Here is a 19,262-nt window from a genome sequence, read left to right on the forward strand (position 1 = left end):
CGGCCCACAGCGGCAGGTGCGCGGGAGGCTTCAGAGCACCAGCTCCCAGGTCTCGCCCACGAGGTCCTGGCCGTAGCCGTGGTAGGGCTCGCTGTGGGTCAGCACAAAGCCGCGCTTGGTGTAAATGTCGCGCGCGGCCGTGAGGTTGCGGTTGGTCCAGAGCACCATCTTTTTGTAGCCCTTGCTGCGCGCAAAGGCCAGGCATTCGTCGGTCAGGCGCGCGCCCAGGCCCAGGCCACGCGCCTGGGCCGTGAGGATCAGCAGCCGCAACTGGGCCACGGTCTTGCTCTTGCGCACCACAAACACCGAGCCCACGCGTTCGCCGTTGATCTCGGCCACCCAGCCGCGCTCCCAGTCGGGCTGCCAGTGCTTGATCATGCTGGCCGCAATGCCCGCCACCAGGCCTTCGAAGTCGCGGTTCCAGCCGTACTCGCGCGCATAAATCTCGCCATGCTGCTGCACCACCCAGCCAAAGTCGCCGGGCTGCAGGTCGCGCAGCACGGCGGTGCGCAGTGGCGGGGACGGCGCGCTGGCCGGATCGATCAGCCGCTGCACGGTGGCCATGGCGCCCAGCAGGGCCTGCTGATCGGCTGGCGCCAGCGGCGCCAGCAGCGCAGCGGCTTCGTCGCGTGACTGCTGCTGCAGCGGCGCAAAGGCGACATGGCCGGCCTGGGTGAGCTGGAGCAGGCTTTGCCGTGCATCGGCTGGCGAGGGCACGCGGGCCAGCCAGCCCCTGGCCTCGAAGCGGCGCAGGATGCGGCTGAGGTAGCCCGCGTCCAGCGTGAGGTCGCGCGCGAGTTCGGTGGCGGTGGGCTGGTCGCGGTGCGCCAGCTCGTACAGCACGCGCACCTCGGTCAGCGAGAACTGGCTGCCCAGGTAAGGGTCCAGCACGCCGATGCGCTGGGTATAGAAGCGGTTGAAGCTGCGCACGGCCTTGACGTGGGCCGGCGCGACATCGGGGGCGGTGGTCGGGTCCATAAATGACATCGTCAAACAATTGGTTGCCGATGTCAAGCAAATGCCAGAGTCAGATCACCCGCCTGGGCGCCGCCGTGGCCACGTTGCCGCTGTTGGGGGTGCCGGTCGGCTCGATCAGCAGCAGGTGGGCTTCTTCCAGCGCGCGCGGCCGGTGCTCGATGCCGCGCGGCACCACGTACATCTGCCCGGGTGCCAGCCGCACCGTGGCGCCGCCGGGCAGGTCAATCTCCAGCCGGCCCTTGAGCACCAGGAAGAAGTCATCGGTGTCGGGGTGCGAATGCCAGTGGTAGTCGCCCTGCACCTTGACCACCATGACGTCGTGGCCGTTGTACTCGCACACGGTGCGCGGCTGCCAGTGGCCCTCAAAGGCGGCCAGCTTGCCGGCCAGGTCAATGGGCTGCACCTGCGGGCCCGCCAGCGCCAGCGCCAGCGCCAGTTCCATGAACACGGCATGGGCCTGGTAGTGCGCCAGATCGTTGGCCTGCTGGTAGTGCTGCATGCTGTGGTCGGGGTAGCCGGCCACCTCGCGGAAGCCCGCCCGGCGGTACAGCGCGTGTGCCGCCGTGAGGAACCGCAGGCTTTCCAGCCGCACGCTCTGGTAGCCCGCGGCCCGGGCATCGGCCAGCAGGCGCTCAAGCAGTTGCCGGCCGGCGCCCCGCCCGCGGGCCTGCGGGCGGATGTACATGCGTTGCACCTCCGCCGCCGTGGTGCTCAGGCGCTGCAGGGCGCCCACCCCGATCCAGGCGCCGGCCTGGCGCACCAGGTACAGCCCGTCCACCGTGGCCAGGCTTGACGCCTGCATCGCGGCCACGTCAAAGCGCAGGCCATGGTGTTGGGCGGCGCCGGCCGCCACCCAGTCCAGGTACTCGGCGATCAGCGCCTGGGCGGCCTCGCGCCGGGGCGCGTCGTTGACGGGGACGATGTCCAGGGGGTCTTGCATGGCTGTGGTTCGGGAAAGATGAGGCCGCCAGTCTGCTGTTGCCGCGCCCTCATGTCTTGTACGATTGATTCATGCACAGCCCGCCCTCACCAGAGACCCGCGACTGGGTCCGCTTCCAGCCCGGCGCGATCGAGGGCGTGACGCTGATGAAGGCGCATTTCACCGACCATGCCTTTGAGCGCCACAGCCACGAGACCTATGCCATCGGCGTCACGGCCTCGGGGGTGCAGACCTTTCATTGCGGCGGCAGCCTGCATGCGAGCCTGCGCGGCGACGTGATCCTGTTCAACCCCGACGAGGCACATGACGGCCAGCGGGGCACGCAGGAGGGCTTTGGCTACGCCATGCTGTATGTGTCGCCTCAGGTCATGGCGGATTGCCGTGACAAGGCCGCGGGCACCGACGCCGCAAGCTACTTCGCGCAACCCGTGGTGCGGGACCCCGCGCTGGGGCGGGTACTGACGCGCGCCATCGAGGCCGTGGGCCAGCGCCAGGAGTCGCTGCGCGCGCAGGAGCTCACGCGCCTGGCGCTGACCCGCCTGCTGCAGCGACACGGCGAGCAGCGGCGCACCGCGGGGGCTGCCCAGCCTGCCGGCACGGCACGCATGCAGCGGGTGCGCGACTACCTGTGCGCCCATTTCGACCAGGACATCACGGTGGACTGGCTGGCCAGAGAAGCCGGCCTGTCGCGCGTTCACCTGACGCGGGCCTTTGCGCAGCACTTTGGCGTGCCGCCCCACATTTACCTGAACGCGGTGCGCATCCAGCACGCGCGCGCCGCCATGCTGCGCGGTGATGCGCTGTCGGAGGTGGCGGCGGCCTGTGGCTTTGCCGACCAGAGCCATTTCAGCCGGCGCTTCAAGGGCAGCATGGGCCTGACGCCCGGCGCCTGGCTGCGCCAGATGCGCGAGGCGCGGTCGTGAGCAGCGCCACCGCGGGCTTGCAGCCTTTCATCCGCGGTCTGGCCTTCCCCGAGTCGCCACGCTGGCACCAGGGCGCGCTGTGGTTTTCGGACTTCTACCAGGGCCGGGTGTTCCGCGCCGCGATGGATGGCCAGCTGGACACCGTTGCCGAGGTGCCGGGCCAGCCCTCGGGCCTGGGCTGGCTGCCCGACGGCCGGCTGCTCGTGGTGTCCATGCTCGAGCGGCGCCTGCTGCGGCTGGACCCGCAAGGCCTGAGCGAGGTGGCCGACCTGTCGGCGCTGGTGCCGGCGCCGTGCAACGACATGGTGGTCAACGCGCGGGGCAACGCCTACATCGGCAACTTCGGCTTTGACCTGCCCGCGCGCGCGCCGTTTGCGCCCACGGTGCTGGTGCGGGTCACGCCGGAGGGCCGCGCCGAGGTGGTGGCGCGGGACTTGCACTTTCCCAATGGCAGCGTGTTCAGCCCCGATGGCCGCACCCTGATCGTGGCCGAGAGCTACGGCCAGCGGCTCACGGCCTTTGATGTGGCCCCCGACGGCGGCCTGGGCGGCCGCCGCGTCTGGGCGCAGCTGCAGGGCAAGGGCGTGGGGCCGGACGGCATCTGCCTCGATGCCCAGGGCGCCATCTGGCTGGCTTCACCGGTGAGCCGCGAAGTGCTGCGCGTGCGCGAGGGCGGGGAGGTGACCCACCGCATTCCGACGCCCGACCAGGCCGTGGCCTGCGCGCTGGGCGGCCCCCAGGGCCGCACGCTGTTCGTGGCCACGGGCCGCGTGATGGTCACGCCCGCGCAGTCGCGCGAAGCGCTGAGCGGGATGATCTACACCGTGCCGGTCGAGGTGCCCGGCGCGCAGTTCCGGTAGCCTGCCAGCGGGCGTTCAGTACACCGGCTGGTGCTTGCGCACCGCGTCTTTCACCTGGGGCGACAGCACAAAGCCCGGGCCAAACTGGCTGGCCAGCACCTCGGCGCGGTGGAAGAACGCGTCGATGCCCATGCCGTAGATGAACTGCATGGCGCCGCCGGTCCAGGCCGGAAAGCCAATGCCGAAGATCGAGCCGATGTTGGCGTCATGCACCGTGGTCAGCACACCCTCGTTCAGGCAGCGCGCGGTTTCCACGGCCTGGCGGAACAGCAGGCGGTCCTTGAGGTCCTGCAGGTTCCAGGTGGCGCCGGGCTTTTCAAACAGGGTCTTGAGCTCGGGCCACAGGGTTTTCTTCGCCCCTTCAGGGTAGTCATAGAAGCCGCCGCCGCCCGCGCGGCCCGGGCGGTTGTGTTCCTTGACCATGCGCTCCACCAGCAGTTCACCGGGGCTGGCGATGTAGGTGTTGCCTTCGGCGTTGTAGTCGGCGCGCGTCTGGTCCAGCACATGCACGCTGAGCGACAGCGCGGTTTCGTCCAGCACGGCCAGCGGGCCCACGGGCATGCCGGCCTGGATGCCGGCGTTTTCGATCACCGCGGCCGGAATGCCCTCGTCCAGCATGGCCGCGCCTTCCATCACAAAGGTGCCGAAGGTGCGGCTGGTGTAGAAGCCGCGCGAGTCGTTGACCACGATGGGGATCTTGCCGATGCCCTGCACATAGTCAAAGGCCCGGGCCACGGTCTCGTCATCGGTCTGCTGGCCGCGGATGATCTCCACCAGCTTCATCTTGTCCACCGGGCTGAAGAAGTGGATGCCGACAAATTTCTCTGGCCGGGCGCTGGCCCTGGCCAGGCCGCTGATCGGCAGGGTGGAGGTGTTGCTGGCAAAGAAGCCGCCCGGGGCCAGCAGCGGCTCGGCCTCTTGCGTGACCCGGGCCTTGAGCTCGCGCTGCTCGAACACGGCCTCGATGATCAGGTCGCAGCCTTTCAGGTCGGCCGCCTTGTCCGTGGCGGTGATGCGGTCCAGCAGCGCCTTCTGGTCGTGCGGGCTCATACGGCCCTTGTCCACGCGCGGCTGGGTCAGCTTGACGCTGTAGGCCTTGCCGTGCTCGGCCTTGTCGTGCGTCACATCCTTGAGCACCGTGGCCACGCCGCGCGAGGCCTGCACATAGGCAATGCCCGCGCCCATCATGCCCGCTCCCAGCACGCCAACCTTCTGCGGCTTGTATTTCTCGATGCGTCCTGCGCCTGTCGAAGGGCCGGGCCGCGACTGGCCCGACTTGATCGCGTTCATGTTGAAGAAGAACGTGTTGATCATGTTCTTGGCCACCGGGCTCACGATGAGCTTGGCCAGGTAGCGGCTCTCGATGCGCAGCGCGGTGTCAAAGTCCACCTGCGCGCCTTCGACCATGGCGGCCAGCGCGTACTCGGGCGCGGGGTACAGGCCGCGTGTCTTCTGCTTGAGCACGGCGGGAGCCACGCTGAGCATGCCCGCGATCTTGGGGTTGGCCGGCGTGCCGCCGGGCATCTTGTAGTTCTTGTCGTCCCAGGGGTGGTGGGCGGGGGTGGGCGCATCGGCATGCCTGGCAATCCAGGCCAGCGCGGCGGCGCGCAGCCTGGCGGCCAGGTCACCGTCGGTGGGCACCAGTTCGTGCACCAGGCCCAGCTCCAGCGCCTCGCGCGGGCCAAACAGCTTGCTCTCCAGGATGTAGGGCTGCGCGCCCATCAGGCCCAGCAGGCGGGTCATCTTGGTGATGCCGCTGGCGCCGGGGATCAGGCCCAGCGTGATCTCGGGCAGGCCAAACTGGATCCTGGGGTTGTCGGCCGCCACGCGGCAGTGGCCCACCAGCGCCACCTCCCAGCCGCCGCCCAAAGCGGTGCCGTTGAGGCAGCTCACCACGGGCTTGCCCAGTGTTTCCAGCGTGCGGAAGTTCTTCTTGGTCTGCTCGATCTCCTCGAACACGCGGTGCGCGTCGCTGGCCTGCAGGCGCATCGTGCCCTTGAGGTCGGCGCCGGCGAAGAAGGTGGTCTTGTTCGACGCGAGGATGATGCCCTTGATCGCGTCCTTGTCCTTCACCACCCGGTCCGTGGCCTCGGTCAGGTCCAGCTGCCACTGCGCGCACATGGTGTTGACCGGCGAGCCCGGCTCGTCGAAGGTGAGGGTGGCGATGCCGTCAGTCAGGGTGTAGTGGATGGTTTTCAATCATGTCTCCAGGGGTTGCCCGAATGCGGGCTTATTCAAGGCCTGCGTGGAACCGGCTCTGCCGGGCCGCGGCAGGCGCCCCCCTCTGGGGGGAGGCGGCCGCAGGCCGCTTCGGGGGGAGGGTCGTCAGACCCGTTCAACTATGGTGGCAATGCCCATGCCGCCGCCAACGCAGAGGGTGGCGAGGCCGTAACGCAGCTTGCGCCGGTGCAGCTCATCGATCAGCGTGTTCAGGATCATCGCGCCCGTGGCGCCCAGCGGGTGGCCCATGGCAATGGCGCCGCCGTTCACGTTGACCTTGTCGTGCGGCACGCCCATCTCCTTCATGAAGCGCATGGGCACGGCGGCAAAGGCCTCGTTCACTTCAAACAGGTCGATCTGGTCGATCGTCATGCCGGCCTTGGCCAGCGCCTTGCGCGCGGCGGGCATGGGGCCGGTGAGCATGATGGTGGGGTCGGCGCCGCTGAGCGCCGCCGCCACAATGCGCGCGCGCGGCGTGAAGCCATGTGTCTTGCCCGCGGCCTCGGAGCCGATCAGGATGGCGGCCGCGCCGTCCACAATGCCCGACGAGTTGCCCGCATGGTGCACGTGGTGAATGCGCTCGACCTGCGGGTAGCGGCTGATGGCCACCTGGTCAAAGCCCATGGCGCCCAGTTGCTCAAAGGCAGGGCGCAGGCCGGCCAGGCCTTCCATGGTGGTGCGCGGCTTGATGAACTCGTCCTCGGCCAGGATGGTCTGGTCCAGAAAGTCCTTGACCGGCACCACAGAGCCCGCAAAAAAGCCGCCTTCGCGCGCCCTGGCCGCGCGCTTCTGGCTTTCCATGGCAAAGGCGTCCACGTCGTCGCGCGTGAAGCCTTCGAGCGTGGCGATCAGGTCCGCGCCAATGCCCTGGGGCACGAAGTCGGTGGCGCTGTTGGTTTCAGGGTCCTGCGCCCAGGCACCGCCGTCGGAGCCGATGGGCACGCGGCTCATGCTCTCCACGCCGCCAGCCACCACCAGGTCTTCCCAGCCGCTGCGCACCTTCTGCGCGGCCATGTTCACGGCCTCCAGGCCCGAGGCGCAGAAGCGGTTGAGCTGCACGCCCGAGCAGCGGAAGTCCCAGCCCGCCTTGAGCGCGGCCACCTTGGCAATCACCGAGCCCTGCTCGCCGATAGGCGACACCACGCCCATGACCACGTCGTCGACCTGGCCGGTGTCAAAGTCATTGCGCCGCTGCAATTCGGTCAGCACGCCGGCCAGCAGGTTGACGGGCTTGACCTCGTGCAGGCTGCCGTCTTTCTTGCCCTTGCCGCGCGGGGTGCGGATGGCGTCGTAAACAAAAGCTTCGGTCATGACCGTCTCCTGAAAAAGTCGCGCCCGGCGCAGGCTGGCCGGGCAGAACGCAGTATATTCATTTCACCAAGCATCTGCTCTGTAAAAATGGTGACACCCGCAGGAGGCAAGCCCATGAAACCCATGATCGGTCGACGCGAATTTGCGCTCTGGGCCGCTGCGGCGCTGGGCGGCCGCGCGGCGCTGGCGCAGGCGCCCGCCGCGTCAGGCGGGGGCAAGCCCCGCCTGGCCGACATGCACTCGCACTACGGCATGTTCCTGCCGCGCCCCTTTGGCCTGGACCTGGGGCGCCACCTGCGCGACAACGGGGTGGCCCTGATGGCCTGGGCCGTGGTGGATGACCGGCCCTGGATTGCGGCCTCGGGGCGACTGACCCAGGTAGCCCAGCCGAAGCCCGGCGAGATCTGGGCGCAGTGGCAGGCCCTGATGAAGGACTACGCGGGCCGGCTCCAGAAATGGAAGGTTCCGCTGGCGCTGACGCCCGCCGACCTGGACGCCGCGCTGGCCGGTGAACCGCATGTGGTGCTGGCCTGCGAATCCGCCAATTTTCTGGAAGGGCAGCCCGAGCGGCTGGCCCAGGCCCACGCCATGGGCGTGCGCCACATGCAGCTGGTTCACTACATCCACTCGCCGCTGGGCGACCACCAGACCGCCGAGCCGGCGCACGCGCGGCTCACGCCGCTGGGCGCGCGCGTGGTGGCCGAATGCCGGCGGCTGGGCATGGTGGTGGACCTGGCGCACAGCACCGCCGCCGTGGTGGATGGTGCGCTGGACGCGTCTGACGCGGCCGTGGTGTGGTCGCATTCGTGGATATCGCCCAGCGGCGGGGCGCCGGCCGACGCCGGCTACCTGGCGCGTTCGCTGCCGCTGGCACAGGCCCGCAAGATTGCCGCGCGCGGCGGCGCGATCGGCCTGTGGTGCCTGCGGCTGGGCAACGACCCCGGCTACCCGGTGAACAGCAAGCGGACTTATGCCGACGAGATCATGCGCATGTGCGATCTCGTGGGGCCCGAGCATGTGGCCTTCGGGACCGACATGGAAGGCGTCTGGCCCAACCGCATGATGAACGACTACGAGGACCTGCGCGACGTGGCAGACAACCTCGCCCAGCGTGGCCTGCCCGAGGCCGTGCTGCACAACGTCTTTATGGGCAACTATGCCCGCATCGTCAGACAAGCCATGAACGGAGCCAGACCATGATCGAACGCAGCCTTTTCACCCCCGACCACGAAGCCTTCCGCGACAGCTTTGTCCGCTTCTGCGAGAAGGAAATTGCGCCCCACCACGAGGCCTGGGAGGAGCAGGGCCATGTGGACCGCGAGGTCTGGCGCAAGGCCGGCGCAAATGGCTTCCTGTGCATGACCATGCCCGAGGAGTTTGGCGGCTCGGGCGCCGACAAGCTCTACAGCGTGGTGCAGTTCGAGGAGCTGAACGCGCGCGGGCTCACGGGCATTGGCTACAGCCTGCACAGCGAGATCGTGGCACCGTACATCCTGCACTACGGCACCCCTGAACAAAAGGCCAAGTACCTGCCGCTGCTGGCCAGCGGCGAGATGGTGGGCGCGATTGCCATGAGCGAACCCGCTGCGGGCAGTGACCTGCAGGGCATCAAGAGCACCGCCATCAAGCAGGCTGACGGCAGCTACCTGCTCAACGGCAGCAAGACCTTCATCACCAACGGCTGGCATGCCGACCTGGTGATCGTGGTGGCCAAGACCAACCCCACGGCGGGAGGCAAGGGCACCAGCCTGCTGCTGGTGGAACGCGGCATGAAGGGCTTCGAGAAGGGCAAGCGCCTGAAGAAGCTGGGCCTCAAGGCCCAGGACACCAGCGAGCTGTTCTTTGACAACGTGCGCGTGCCGGCCGAGAACCTGCTGGGCGGCGAGGCCATGGAGAACAAGGGCTTCATCTGCCTCATGGAGCAGCTGCCCTGGGAGCGCATGCAGATTGCCATTGGCGCCATTGCCGCGGCCCAGGCCGCCATCGACCAGACCGTGGCCTATGTCAAGGAGCGCAAGGTGTTTGGCCAGCCCGTGGCCGCGTTCCAGAACACGCGCTACAAGCTGGCCGAGCTGCAGACCGAGGTGCAGATTGCCCAGGTGTTCATCGACAAATGCACCGAGCTGGTCTGCCAGGACAAGCTGGACACCGCCACGGCCAGCATGGCCAAGTACTGGTGCAGCGACCTGCAGTGCAAGGTCATGGACGAATGCGTGCAGCTGCACGGCGGCTACGGCTACATGTGGGAATACCCCATCACCCGCGCCTACGCCGACGCGCGGGTGCAGCGCATTTACGGCGGCACCAACGAGATCATGAAAGAGGTGATCACGCGGGCCATGGGGCTGGGCAGCAAATAAGCGGCACTGCAGGCGGCATTGCCTGCCCTGTCCTACAGACGCATCGCGCAGGCTTGCCTAGCATGTTGCGATGAACGAAAAAGCCAACCAACTGACGGACGTCCTTCTGGCCCTGCTCGCGAGCTACGGCATGAACGTGCTCGGGGCCATCATCACGCTGATCGCCGGCTTTGTGCTGGCTGGCTGGCTGGCCCGGCTGACCGACCGGGCCATGCACCGCTCGGGCAAGATCGACGCGGTGTTCCAGCCGCTGCCGGGCAAGGCGGTGCGCGTGGGCGTGATGGCGTTCACGCTGATCGCGGTGCTCAACCGCTTTGGCGTGGAAACCACCAGCCTCATTGCCCTGCTGGGTGCCGCGGGCCTGGCCATTGGGCTGGCGCTGCAGGGCACGCTGAGCAATGTGGCGGCGGGCGTGATGATCCTGGTGTTCCGCCCGTTCAAGATCGGCGATGCCGTCAAGCTGGACAGCGATGTCTACATCATTGACGCGCTGGGCTTTTTTGTGTGCCGCGCGCACTTGCCCGACGGGCCCAGTGCCTTCCTGCCCAACTCGAAGATCTGGGGCCAGACCATCATCAACCTGTCGGTGACCGACAAGGACATCCGCCGCATCGACGAGACCTATGGCATTGGCTATGGCGACGACATCAATGCCGCGCTGGGCATCCTGCGGCAGATCGCGGCCGAGGAGCCGCGCATCCTGGACGACCCGGCACCCCTGATCAAGGTCGAGGCGCTGGGCGACAGCTCGGTCAACATCCTGTTCAGGGTCTGGACCGCGCGCGGCGACTGGTGGGCCACCAAGCTCGATCTGGTGCAGCGCTGCAAGGAGTCGCTGGAGGCCGGCGGCGTGAGCATCCCGTTCCCGCAGCGCGACGTGCACCACTACCAAGTGGGCGGCGCGGCGGCGCCCGGTCAGGCGGGCTGAGCCTTGCGCCCGGCGCGCACTGCGCTGGCGTAGCGTGCCCTGGTTTCCGCCAGCATGACCGCCTTGGGCACCTGGCGGCTGCCGCCCAGCCACAGCTCGGCGGGCTGGCCGTCGGCGCCGCGCACCCGGCGCGCCGTTTCGCCGGGGCCGTTGTAGGCCGAGGTTTTGCCCATCAGCGCCTGGTCCTTGCCCGTGAGGCTGAACTCGGGGGTGGCCGCGTCAAATGGCGGGTTCATGGCAGGCGACACCTGGCACACCACCTTGCCCATGGGCACGAGATCGATCGCGCCCCACATGCTCCACCAGCGCCCGGCCCAGCCGGCCTCGCGCTTGCCGGGCGCGCCATGTGCCTTGAACGCCGCCAGGATGCTGGCAATGCTGTCGACCCAGAGGTATGACAGGCCGTCTTGCGCGTTGGTCAGGATGCTGATGGTGAAGCCCGACGCCGTGAAGCGCGCCGTGCGCGACACAAAGCCCTGCAGGCCGCCCGTGTGGCCAAACCACTCCCTGGGCCCGGGGGCACTCATCATGGTGCCGTAGCCGTAATGCCCCTCGACCATGCTGCATTCATCGCGCCAGCGCCGGCGCATCATCTCGCGGCGGCTGGCGGGCGAGAGGATGCTGGACTTGCAGTCGGGCGCCAGCTGCGCAAAGAAGCAGGCCACATCGGCCGCGGTGGACACAAAGCCGCCGGCCGACGCAATCGCGTTGCAGGCATTGTCGCCCGGCACGATCAGGCGCTGGCCAAATGGAAACTCCGCGCTGTGGCCGGTGGCCATGGGCGCGCGTTTGGGCAGCAGCGGCATGTCGGGCACGGTCTCGGTCAGGCCGGCGGGCGCGATCACGTGCTGCGTCATCCAGTCGCAGTATGGGGTGCCCGTGATCTCCTCGATCATCAGGCCTAGCAGACCGTAGCCGTGGTTGGAATACTTGAGCTGCAGGCCGGGCTCCAGCGGTTGCTTGTGCGCCAGTTCGGCGCGCAACTCATCGCGTGACAGGTAAGGCCGCCGGTCAGAGAACTGGCCGCTGTCGGCGCCATCGCGCGACACGCCCGCGCCGTGCGACAGCAGCTCGCCGATGCGGGCTTTGGCCAGGTGTTTGTGCAGGCCATTCACGTACAGGCCAATCGGGTCGTCCAGCCCGAGCTTGCCCTGTTCGCGCAGCAGCAGCACGCCCGCGGCCGTGAAGCTCTTGGAGTGCGAGGCAATGCGAAAGCGGTGGCGCGGCGTCAGGGGCTTGCTGGTGGCCAGGTTGGCCTTGCCAAAGGCCCATTCGGCCACCAGCGTGCCGCCCTGCGCGATGGCCAGGGTGCAGCCGGGCTGCTTGTAGCGTTCCACCTGAAAGGCCAGCCACTGGGGGATGTAACCCAGGGCTGCCCGCAGCCAGGCGGGGTGTGCGTCTTTTTTCATGGCGCGCGCCCCGGCGGGGCCTTATTTCTTCGGGCTCATCACACCGAGCATCAGGTCGGTGTTGAGCTTGCCCATCTGCTGGATCAGGGCCCACTGCTTGGTCATGATCTTGGAGAACTCGGGGCTGGTGGGGTTGGCCTGGCCCGACATGGCCAGCTGCGCCGTCTGCTGCGCGAGGGCCTGCTGTTCGGACATGATGTTCTTCACCGCGTTGTTGTACTCGTCGAGGGTCATGGTTTGCTCCAGTGCCGGGCGGGTTGCCCACGACCATCTTAGCCGCCGTTACGGGAAAAAGCGCGTCAGCGCCTCCTCGAAGGCCGGCAGGTCGGAGCCCACATGGGTGGTGTCGTACTGCGCCGTGAGCAGCGTGAGCCCGGCGTGGTTGTGCGACGCCATCTGCGCATACAGCGGCGCCACCACCACCGGCCCGTTGGCGTTGCGCGAACCGGCCAGGAACAGGGTGGCCGGCAGGGGCTTGCCAGCGGCGTCCAGCTGCTTTTCGTAGTTGAGAAAACCTGCCACGTCGCCATGACCGCCAAAGCTCGAGTCCGTGGACAGGTAGTGTGAAAAGCTCAGGTTGCTGGCCGAGCCTTCCAGCACCAGGGCCGCGACCACCAGGTAGCCGCCGTGCGACAGGCCCGACAGCGCCCGGCGGGCCGGGTCGGCGCGGTACTGGCGCTCGATGGCGGGCGCCAGCTCTTTCGCAATGAAGTTGACGTAGCTCTGCGCGCCGGGCAGCAGGAAGTCCACCGTCCGCCGCTCCGTGCCGCTGATGCCCACCAGGATGGCCTGGGTGCCGCGGCGCTGCATCACCTCCTTGAACACCTCGAAGCGGGATTGGGTGCCGCCATAGGGCGCGTCGCCCTCGGTCACGTAAATCGCGGGCAAGGTCGCCGTGCCCGTGGCGTACGAGGCTGGCAGGAAGGTCTGCAGGGTGTAGACGTAGCCGTTTTCCGCCGACTTGAGGGTGGAGGCGCTGACTTGCCCGGTCGCGCCGGCTGCGGTGTCGGTGGAGGCGCCCCCGCCGCCGCCACACCCGCCGACCGCCAGCAACAGTGCCGTGAAGGCCGACCCCAGGACCCGACGCAGGGTTGCACGCATCATCACGTTTCCTTTCCGGGGGCCAGCCCCATTTCCAGCAAACACCCAAACTCGGATGCAAAGTTGACCGACACCCGCGCATGCACCGCGCCCTGTTCGTCGTAGAAGCTGCGCCGGCCCTGGGTGGCGAACACGCCCTCATGCCACACGTTGGGGTGCATCAGCAGGCCATGGCCGCCCTCGAACCAGAAGCACACAAAGTCCTGCGGCTTGACGTCGTCGCCGGGCAGCGCCATGGGCACGAGGAAGGGGCCGGGCTCGAGCGGGAAGAACATCTGCCCGCCGTCGGGGTGGTAGTTGCAGTGCCACAGCATCAGGCGCTGCGGCGGGCGGCGGTGGGCGGTGTCGGCGTGCTCGGGCAGGGTGTTGTAGCCCAGGATGTAGTGGCCGCCCACGGCGTCGTTCCTGCCGTAGAGGATGTCGCCTTCCCATTCGCTGATGAAAGTGCCTTGGGTGGTGCCGGCCTCGTCGCCGCTGTCCACGTCCACGCCGCGCCAGCCCTGGGCCGGCCAGCGCACGATTTCGACCTGGTGTTGCCTGGGGTCGTCCACCAGCAGGCCATAACCCTGCAGGCTGTCGGGCGTGGCCTTCACCACGGGGATGCGCACGGTGGCCAGGCCAGCGGGCAGCTTGGGGTTCAGGTAGTCGGGGGCCGGGGCAGGGGCTACGGGCTTCATGGCGTGACGGTGATGTGGGTGAAACCCAGGTGGTGCATGAACTCGCGCAGCACCAGCACCACGGCGGCAAACGCCGCGTCGGTGGGCACGCCGCCCGAGGCCACCGGCCGGCCCAGCGCCACGGCGCTGAGCTGTTCAAACAGGCGCTCGACCTGGTCAATAGACAAGCTGAGGGGCAGGGGTCCCAGCTGCCCCAGCAACCGCGCCAGATCATGCACCGCGCGGTCTGGCGTTTGCAGCGCGCCTTGCGGCGGCAGCTGTTTGAGCAGCGGCATCACAAGATCTTCCACCACCATGATGGCTTCTTCCAGCTCGCCGGGCGTGGGCGGGTTGTGCCGAAACGCCTGCGTGCCCCAGTCCTGCGTGCCCAGCGGCAGGCTGTGGACGGCACCGGTGGCGGGCACGCTCACCCGCAGGGCCTGCGGTCCGAACTGCAGAACGATCACGGGCGCGGGATTCATGCACCTGATTCTGCTGCAGGGAATGGGTCAAACGTCTACAGTCAAGTCCATCCCTCATCAAATTTCAGCACCATGTCCACCCTCAGTATTACTTTCGCCGACTTTGAAGCCGCTGCCCGCGCTAACGGCTACGACACCGTGCTGGAGCGCCAGTGGGACCCGCTCACCGTGGTGGACACGCACACCCACCCGTTCGACGCGAGCGCCCTGGTCACGCAGGGCGAGATGTGGCTGACCGTGGGCGAGGCCACGCGCCACCTGCTGCCCGGAGACCGCTTTGAGCTCGCCGCCCTGGTGCCGCATGCCGAGCGCTATGGCGCGCAAGGCGCCAGCTACTGGGTGGCGCGGCGCGCCGGCTGAGCCGGTTTGCTACCAAATCCATAGCTGACGGTGGCCGCCAGGCAAGGACTCCAGCCATTTTTGACTCACAAACCTCGCTGTTCAGGCACCAGGCCTTCGTCCGGCTCTGGGTGACCCGCCTGCTGGGCACCACGGCCAGCCAGATGCTGATGCTGGCCGTGGGCTGGCAGATGTATGGCCTGACCGGCAGCGCCTGGGACCTGGGCCTGGTGGGCCTGTTCCAGTTCACGCCGGCGCTGCTGCTGTCGCTGCTGGCCGGCCATGTGGCCGACCGGCACAACCGCGCGCGCATCGTGGCCGCCTGCCTGGCGGCGCAAACGGGCGTGGCCCTGTTGCTCATGACCAGCACGCAGGAGCACTGGGTCTCGCGCGAGCTGCTGCTGGGCGTGTCGCTGGTGCTGGGCAGCATCCGCGCGTTCCAGATGTCGGCGCAGCAGGCGCTGCTGCCCTCGCTGGTGCCGCCGGGCCTGCTGGCGCGCGCCATGGCCCTGGGCTCGGTAGGCACGCAGATTTCGGTGATTGGCGGGCCCGCGCTGGGCGGCGTGATTTTTGGCTGGGGCGCGGGCGCGGTGTATGCCACCACGCTGGGGCTGTCGGGCCTGGCGGTGGCCGCCTGCCTGAGCATTGGCCATGTGCACGTGCCGCCGCCGCGCGAGCCGGTCACCGTGGACACGGTGCTGGCCGGCGTGCGCTTCATCACCCGCAGCCCGGTGCTGCTGGGCGCCATTTCGCTGGACCTGTTTGCCGTGCTGCTGGGCGGCGCCACGGCGCTCTTGCCCATCTTTGCCAAGGACATCCTTCATGTGGGCCCCTCGGGCCTGGGCCTGCTGCGCTCGGCCCCGGCGGTGGGGGCGCTGGCCGTGGGCCTGTTGCTGGCGCGCTGGCCGGTGGAGCAGCGCGTGGGCCGCAAGCTGCTGGCGGCCGTGGCGCTGTTTGGTGGCTGCATGGTGGTGTTTGGCCTGTCCACCAGCTTTGCCGTGTCGCTGGTGGCGCTGGGCGTCTCGGGCGCGGCCGACATGGTCAGCGTGGTGGTGCGCCAGACCCTGGTGCAGCTGGAAACGCCCGACGCCATGCGCGGCCGGGTGGCGGCGGTCAACACCATCTTCATTGGCGCCAGCAACCAGCTGGGCGAATTTGAGTCGGGCGCCACCGCCGCGCTGCTCGGGCCCGTGGGCTCGGCCGTGCTTGGCGGGCTGGGCACCATCGCGGTGGCGCTGCTGTGGCTGCGGCTGTTCCGGCCGCTGGCGCAGCGTGACCGCCTGACCCCACGGCCGCCGCCACTGGAGTAGATTCGCCTGCATGGCCTCAATCACCCCCTACCAACTGCATTACTGGCCCCACATCCAGGGCCGCGGCGAGTTTGTGCGCCTGGCGCTGGAAGCGGCCGGCGCGCCCTATGTGGACGTGGCCCGCGGCGACCCCGAGCAGGGCCAGGGCCTGCCCGCGCTCATGCACTACCTGCAGGGGCCCGGCGTGGCGCGCCCGCCCTTTGCCTGCCCGCTGCTGGTGGACGGCAAGCTCGTGGTGGGGCAGACGGCGGCCATCCTGCTGTACCTGGGCCCGCGCATCGGCCTGGTGGGCAAGAGCGAGGCCGACCGCCTGTGGGCCCACCAGATCCAGCTGACCATTGCCGACATGGCCAAGGAAGCCCACGACACCCACCACCCGCTGAGCACCGCGCTGTATTACGAAGACCAGATCCCCGAGGCGCGCCGCGCGGCGGAGTCGTTCCGCACCGTGCGCATGACCAAGTACCTGGCCTGGTTTGAGGCGGTGCTGGCGCGCAACCCGCGCAATGCGGGGCGGGAGGTGCCCCACCTGATTGGCGCCAGGCCGGGCTATGTGGACCTGTCGCTGTTCCAGCTGGTGGAGGGCCTGCTCTATGCCTTCCCCAAGGCCACGCGGCGCGCGCTCAGAAAAGCGCCGCGGGTGAGCGCGCTGCATGCCGCCGTGCCGCAGCAAAAACGCGTGGCCGCCTACCTGGCCAGCGACCGGCGCATTGCGTTCAATGAAGACGGGATCTTCCGGCGGTATCCGGGCATGGACGGGTGATGAAAGCCTGGTTCCACCGCACCATCCTGTCGCGCCGCTGGGCGACCTTTGGGGTGCTGGGCCTGAGCTTTTTCGTGTTTGGCGCCAGCTCGCTCAACCTGCTGTTCATCGCCAAGGCCAACTTCGACCTGATCGTGGACAACGGCTGGCAGGCGCTGATGGACGGGGGTGCGCAGCAACTGCTGGAGGTGCTGTTCACGGGCTACCTGAGCATGGCGGCCTACGTGGTGTTCAAGGCCTGCGAAGCGCGGCTGGTGCGCTGGTTGACCGATCCGCCGGACTGAGCTGCCGGGCCGGGCGCCCCTCCAGGTTGCTCTGCTATTGATAGCACAAAGTGGCCGCCCGCTCTGGACTCCAGGCACTTTTGATGCATGTTCTCCCCAGAATGGGGGAGGCCGGCCCGACGATCCGTGGATAGGATTCAAAGCCTTTCAGGCTTCAGGGGGTCCCATGTCAGCCACCGCACCGGCAAGCTCCGTTCATTGGTCACTTCATGTGATCACCTATCCCTTGCTGCTGGTCTACTTTCTGCCGGTGCTCGTGATTTACTGGGTGTCCATCCGCACCGACACCTTCCTCAATGACGCCGATGGCATTCTGGGCTTCGCCCGGGCCATTGCGGGGCCCTTCTTTGACACGGTGCGCTCGACCATGGGCGCGATCTTCGTGCCCTTTGTGATGGCCTACGCCGTCAAAGACCGGCAGCCGGACCAGCCCATCCCCCGCAGCACGCTGGGAATTTTTCTCGTCTTCCTGGTGTTCTTCTTGGCCACCACGGTCCTGTACGGCCTCGTGGAGATGCGCGAGGTCTCCCTGCGCCGCCACCTCGTGACGGTGGGTGGCAAGGGTGTTGCGGTGTATGAGGTCTATCGAGACACCGCGCTGGCCTATGCCCGCGAGTCGTTGACCTACATCGCGCTGGTCCTGGGGATCGCGCTGCGGCCGGCGGCCTCCGCCGCGTTGACGGGGCGGCCGAAGGCCTGAGGAGCAGGACATGCGTATGGATCGTTACCCCCATTTCCTGCTTGCCCTTGCCTTGGTGGTCCTGGCCGACGCGGCGACGGCCCAGACGTCCTACCGCTTTGCCGTGGCGGACGCGGGGACTGGCACGCGCCTGACGCCGTCCGCGCTGCGGATCATGGTGAATGATGACGAGCCCAACGTGGCGACGTCCGGCCAGATCGCGGCGGTGACGTTCAAGCCGGCGGTGCGTGAAGTGCGCCTGGGCGTGAACGCGGGGCAGGAGTACGGCACCCGCCAGATCAGCATCAAGGGCCCGGGCGTAAAGACCCGCTCCGTCAACGAGTTTGCCGTTGAGCGGCGTCCGTCCAGCTTCACCATCCAGTTTCTCTGGGGTGGCGTGGGGCGGCTGGACCGGGGCGAGATCGACAAGGGGCTGGCCCTGTTTGAACTGGCCTTCCACCAGGATGAACAGCGCAAGGGCAATCCGCCGCTGGACGACTACGAAGCCATCCTGCGCTACAACTACGGGCGCAGCCTGCAGCAGGCCTGCCTGAGGCTGTCGTACGACACCTGTGGCGATGCCCGCCGGCATCTGGAGGCGATCCTCAAGGACATGGGGTCAGCCAGCGGGGCCCGGCTCTATGCCAGCCACAAGGTACAGCGCCCCATGGTGGAGACGGCGCTGGCCGACCTCAACGTCCGCGATGTGCAGGTGGGCTACCGGGTGGCGCTCGACAAGATTGAGGCGGGCATCTACACCGAGGCGCAGGCAGCGCTGGGCGAGTTGATCCAGGGTTTTGGCGCCAACCCCAAGGCCTATCGGGCGAGCAGCCTGAGCCTGCAACGGTTGCAGGACGACTCGGCCTACGTCACCATGCTGGCGAACCAGTCAAAAGAGTGAGGCCTGTTCCCTGTTTGCTCTGCTATTGATAGCACAAAGTGGCCGCCCGCTCTGGACTCCAGCCACTTTTGATCAATAAGGCAGGGTGTAGCGCATGCCGCGAAAGCTCAGCACGGCGCTGCGCGGGCCGATGCGCTCGAGCACCGAGTCGGGCGTGGGGTGCCCGCCTTCGTTGAATACCTGGCCATTGAGGATGAGCATGCGCTGGGCCGGGTTGGCCGAATAGACCGAGCCGGTCACGGCGAGCTTGGGCAGGTCGCGCCGCACGTCCTGCGGCAGCTCGCTGATGGCGTAGACGCGTGGCTCGGGTGCAGGGGGTGCCGCCGCAGCCGCGGAACTGGCGGTGCCGGCTGCTGTGACGGCTGCTGTGACGGGCGCCGCAGGGGCAGCCGGCGCCTTGTCTTCCTTGCGCGGGGCTGGCTTGGGCACCACGGGGCGCGGCAGCAGGTTGGCGGGTTGCGGGGGCTTGGGCTTGGGCCTGGCGGGCGGCGCGGGTTCGGGGGGGGCGGGCGCTGCTGTGGCCGGTGGAGTGGCTGCTTCGGTGGCCGCGACCACGGGAGGCGGCGCGGTGGGCGAAGGCGCAGGCACCGGGGCCGCCGCCGTCACCACGGGCGCGGCGGCTTCCCGCCGGCTCATCTGCCACGAGACCAGGGCCAGCGCCACCACCACGGCAGCACCGATCAGCCAGCGCCAGTGCGCGGCCATGCCGGTGGGGGCCTTGGGCGTCACGGGCATGGGCTGGGCATGCAGGCCCGGCACCTGGCCGCGCTCGCGTTCGGCGTCGGCGCGTTTGAGGGCGTCAAGAATGTAGGACATGT

At 68.3% G+C, this 19,262-nt stretch carries 21 protein-coding genes; 11 read left to right on the top strand and 10 right to left on the bottom strand.

Annotated features, from left to right (window positions below; translation table 11 throughout):
• Positions 1 to 30: 30 nt before the first annotated feature.
• The gene (locus tag KF796_11610) at positions 31 to 987 is read right to left on the bottom strand and encodes a bifunctional helix-turn-helix transcriptional regulator/GNAT family N-acetyltransferase (GenBank protein ID MBX3587279.1); all 957 of its coding nucleotides are present in this window, start codon (positions 985 to 987) and stop codon (positions 31 to 33) included.
• Between the two features lie 40 nt (positions 988 to 1,027).
• Positions 1,028 to 1,918, bottom strand: a complete 891-nt coding sequence (locus KF796_11615) for a GNAT family N-acetyltransferase (protein MBX3587280.1) — start codon at positions 1,916 to 1,918, stop codon at positions 1,028 to 1,030.
• Positions 1,919 to 1,989: 71 nt separating this feature from the next.
• Between KF796_11615 and KF796_11620 the strand changes: the two genes are divergently transcribed.
• Together KF796_11620 and KF796_11625 are read left to right on the top strand one after the other, a co-directional pair.
• Complete coding sequence (locus tag KF796_11620; GenBank protein MBX3587281.1) at positions 1,990 to 2,841, top strand: AraC family transcriptional regulator; 852 nt, start codon at positions 1,990 to 1,992, stop codon at positions 2,839 to 2,841.
• Between the two features lie 17 nt (positions 2,842 to 2,858).
• On the top strand, positions 2,859 to 3,701 hold the full coding sequence (locus KF796_11625) for an SMP-30/gluconolactonase/LRE family protein (protein ID MBX3587282.1): 843 nt from the start codon (positions 2,859 to 2,861) through the stop codon (positions 3,699 to 3,701).
• 15 nt (positions 3,702 to 3,716) lie between these two features.
• On the opposite strand, the gene KF796_11630 is transcribed toward KF796_11625, so the two are convergent.
• Together KF796_11630 and KF796_11635 are read right to left on the bottom strand one after the other, a co-directional pair.
• Positions 3,717 to 5,900: an enoyl-CoA hydratase/isomerase family protein gene (locus tag KF796_11630; GenBank protein MBX3587283.1), complete on the bottom strand. Its 2,184-nt coding sequence runs from the start codon at positions 5,898 to 5,900 to the stop codon at positions 3,717 to 3,719.
• A gap of 126 nt (positions 5,901 to 6,026) precedes the next feature.
• Positions 6,027 to 7,232 (bottom strand): acetyl-CoA C-acetyltransferase, encoded by a 1,206-nt coding sequence (locus KF796_11635; GenBank protein MBX3587284.1) that lies wholly within the window; start codon positions 7,230 to 7,232, stop codon positions 6,027 to 6,029.
• Positions 7,233 to 7,346: 114 nt separating this feature from the next.
• Between KF796_11635 and KF796_11640 the strand changes: the two genes are divergently transcribed.
• From KF796_11640 to KF796_11650, 3 genes are all read left to right on the top strand, one after another.
• Positions 7,347 to 8,432 (top strand): membrane dipeptidase, encoded by a 1,086-nt coding sequence (locus KF796_11640; GenBank protein ID MBX3587285.1) that lies wholly within the window; start codon positions 7,347 to 7,349, stop codon positions 8,430 to 8,432.
• Positions 8,429 to 9,592 (top strand): acyl-CoA dehydrogenase family protein, encoded by a 1,164-nt coding sequence (locus KF796_11645; protein MBX3587286.1) that lies wholly within the window; start codon positions 8,429 to 8,431, stop codon positions 9,590 to 9,592. The genes KF796_11640 and KF796_11645 overlap by 4 nt, the downstream gene beginning before the upstream one ends.
• Positions 9,593 to 9,662: 70 nt before the next feature.
• Positions 9,663 to 10,520, top strand: a complete 858-nt coding sequence (locus KF796_11650; protein ID MBX3587287.1) for a mechanosensitive ion channel — start codon at positions 9,663 to 9,665, stop codon at positions 10,518 to 10,520.
• Here the strand turns inward: KF796_11650 and KF796_11655 are convergent.
• The 5 genes from KF796_11655 to KF796_11675 are packed head-to-tail and all read right to left on the bottom strand — an operon-like array spanning position 10,508 to position 14,168.
• Positions 10,508 to 11,929 carry a beta-lactamase family protein gene (locus KF796_11655; GenBank protein ID MBX3587288.1) on the bottom strand — a complete coding sequence of 474 codons (1,422 nt, stop codon included), beginning with the start codon at positions 11,927 to 11,929 and terminating at the stop codon, positions 10,508 to 10,510. The two genes, KF796_11650 and KF796_11655, sit on opposite strands and share 13 nt — an antisense overlap.
• A 21-nt stretch (positions 11,930 to 11,950) precedes the next feature.
• Positions 11,951 to 12,163: a hypothetical protein gene (locus KF796_11660; protein ID MBX3587289.1), complete on the bottom strand. Its 213-nt coding sequence runs from the start codon at positions 12,161 to 12,163 to the stop codon at positions 11,951 to 11,953.
• 48 nt (positions 12,164 to 12,211) lie between these two features.
• Positions 12,212 to 13,033: an alpha/beta hydrolase gene (locus tag KF796_11665; GenBank protein ID MBX3587290.1), complete on the bottom strand. Its 822-nt coding sequence runs from the start codon at positions 13,031 to 13,033 to the stop codon at positions 12,212 to 12,214.
• Positions 13,033 to 13,707 carry an ureidoglycolate lyase gene (locus KF796_11670; protein MBX3587291.1) on the bottom strand — a complete coding sequence of 225 codons (675 nt, stop codon included), beginning with the start codon at positions 13,705 to 13,707 and terminating at the stop codon, positions 13,033 to 13,035. Before KF796_11670 ends, KF796_11665 begins: the two co-directional genes overlap by 1 nt.
• Positions 13,704 to 14,168: a hypothetical protein gene (locus KF796_11675; protein MBX3587292.1), complete on the bottom strand. Its 465-nt coding sequence runs from the start codon at positions 14,166 to 14,168 to the stop codon at positions 13,704 to 13,706. Before KF796_11675 ends, KF796_11670 begins: the two co-directional genes overlap by 4 nt.
• Positions 14,169 to 14,240: 72 nt before the next feature.
• Between KF796_11675 and KF796_11680 the strand changes: the two genes are divergently transcribed.
• The 6 genes from KF796_11680 to KF796_11705 all read left to right on the top strand — a co-directional run bounded on the left by KF796_11680 (position 14,241) and on the right by KF796_11705 (position 18,444).
• Positions 14,241 to 14,528, top strand: coding sequence for an AraC family transcriptional regulator (locus tag KF796_11680; GenBank protein MBX3587293.1), 288 nt, complete (start codon positions 14,241 to 14,243; stop codon positions 14,526 to 14,528).
• A 56-nt stretch (positions 14,529 to 14,584) separates the two neighbouring features.
• Positions 14,585 to 15,817 carry an MFS transporter gene (locus KF796_11685; GenBank protein MBX3587294.1) on the top strand — a complete coding sequence of 411 codons (1,233 nt, stop codon included), beginning with the start codon at positions 14,585 to 14,587 and terminating at the stop codon, positions 15,815 to 15,817.
• Between the two features lie 10 nt (positions 15,818 to 15,827).
• Positions 15,828 to 16,580 carry a glutathione S-transferase gene (locus KF796_11690; GenBank protein MBX3587295.1) on the top strand — a complete coding sequence of 251 codons (753 nt, stop codon included), beginning with the start codon at positions 15,828 to 15,830 and terminating at the stop codon, positions 16,578 to 16,580.
• Positions 16,580 to 16,864, top strand: a complete 285-nt coding sequence (locus KF796_11695; protein MBX3587296.1) for a hypothetical protein — start codon at positions 16,580 to 16,582, stop codon at positions 16,862 to 16,864. Before KF796_11690 ends, KF796_11695 begins: the two co-directional genes overlap by 1 nt.
• A gap of 166 nt (positions 16,865 to 17,030) precedes the next feature.
• Positions 17,031 to 17,564, top strand: a complete 534-nt coding sequence (locus tag KF796_11700; GenBank protein ID MBX3587297.1) for a hypothetical protein — start codon at positions 17,031 to 17,033, stop codon at positions 17,562 to 17,564.
• A gap of 16 nt (positions 17,565 to 17,580) precedes the next feature.
• Positions 17,581 to 18,444: a hypothetical protein gene (locus tag KF796_11705; protein MBX3587298.1), complete on the top strand. Its 864-nt coding sequence runs from the start codon at positions 17,581 to 17,583 to the stop codon at positions 18,442 to 18,444.
• A 72-nt stretch (positions 18,445 to 18,516) separates the two neighbouring features.
• Here the strand turns inward: KF796_11705 and KF796_11710 are convergent, their stop codons facing one another.
• Complete coding sequence (locus tag KF796_11710) at positions 18,517 to 19,260, bottom strand: general secretion pathway protein GspB (GenBank protein MBX3587299.1); 744 nt, start codon at positions 19,258 to 19,260, stop codon at positions 18,517 to 18,519.
• Positions 19,261 to 19,262 lie beyond the last annotated feature (2 nt).

This window comes from Ramlibacter sp. (assembly GCA_019635435.1).
Taxonomy (GTDB): domain Bacteria; phylum Pseudomonadota; class Gammaproteobacteria; order Burkholderiales; family Burkholderiaceae_C; genus JAHBZM01.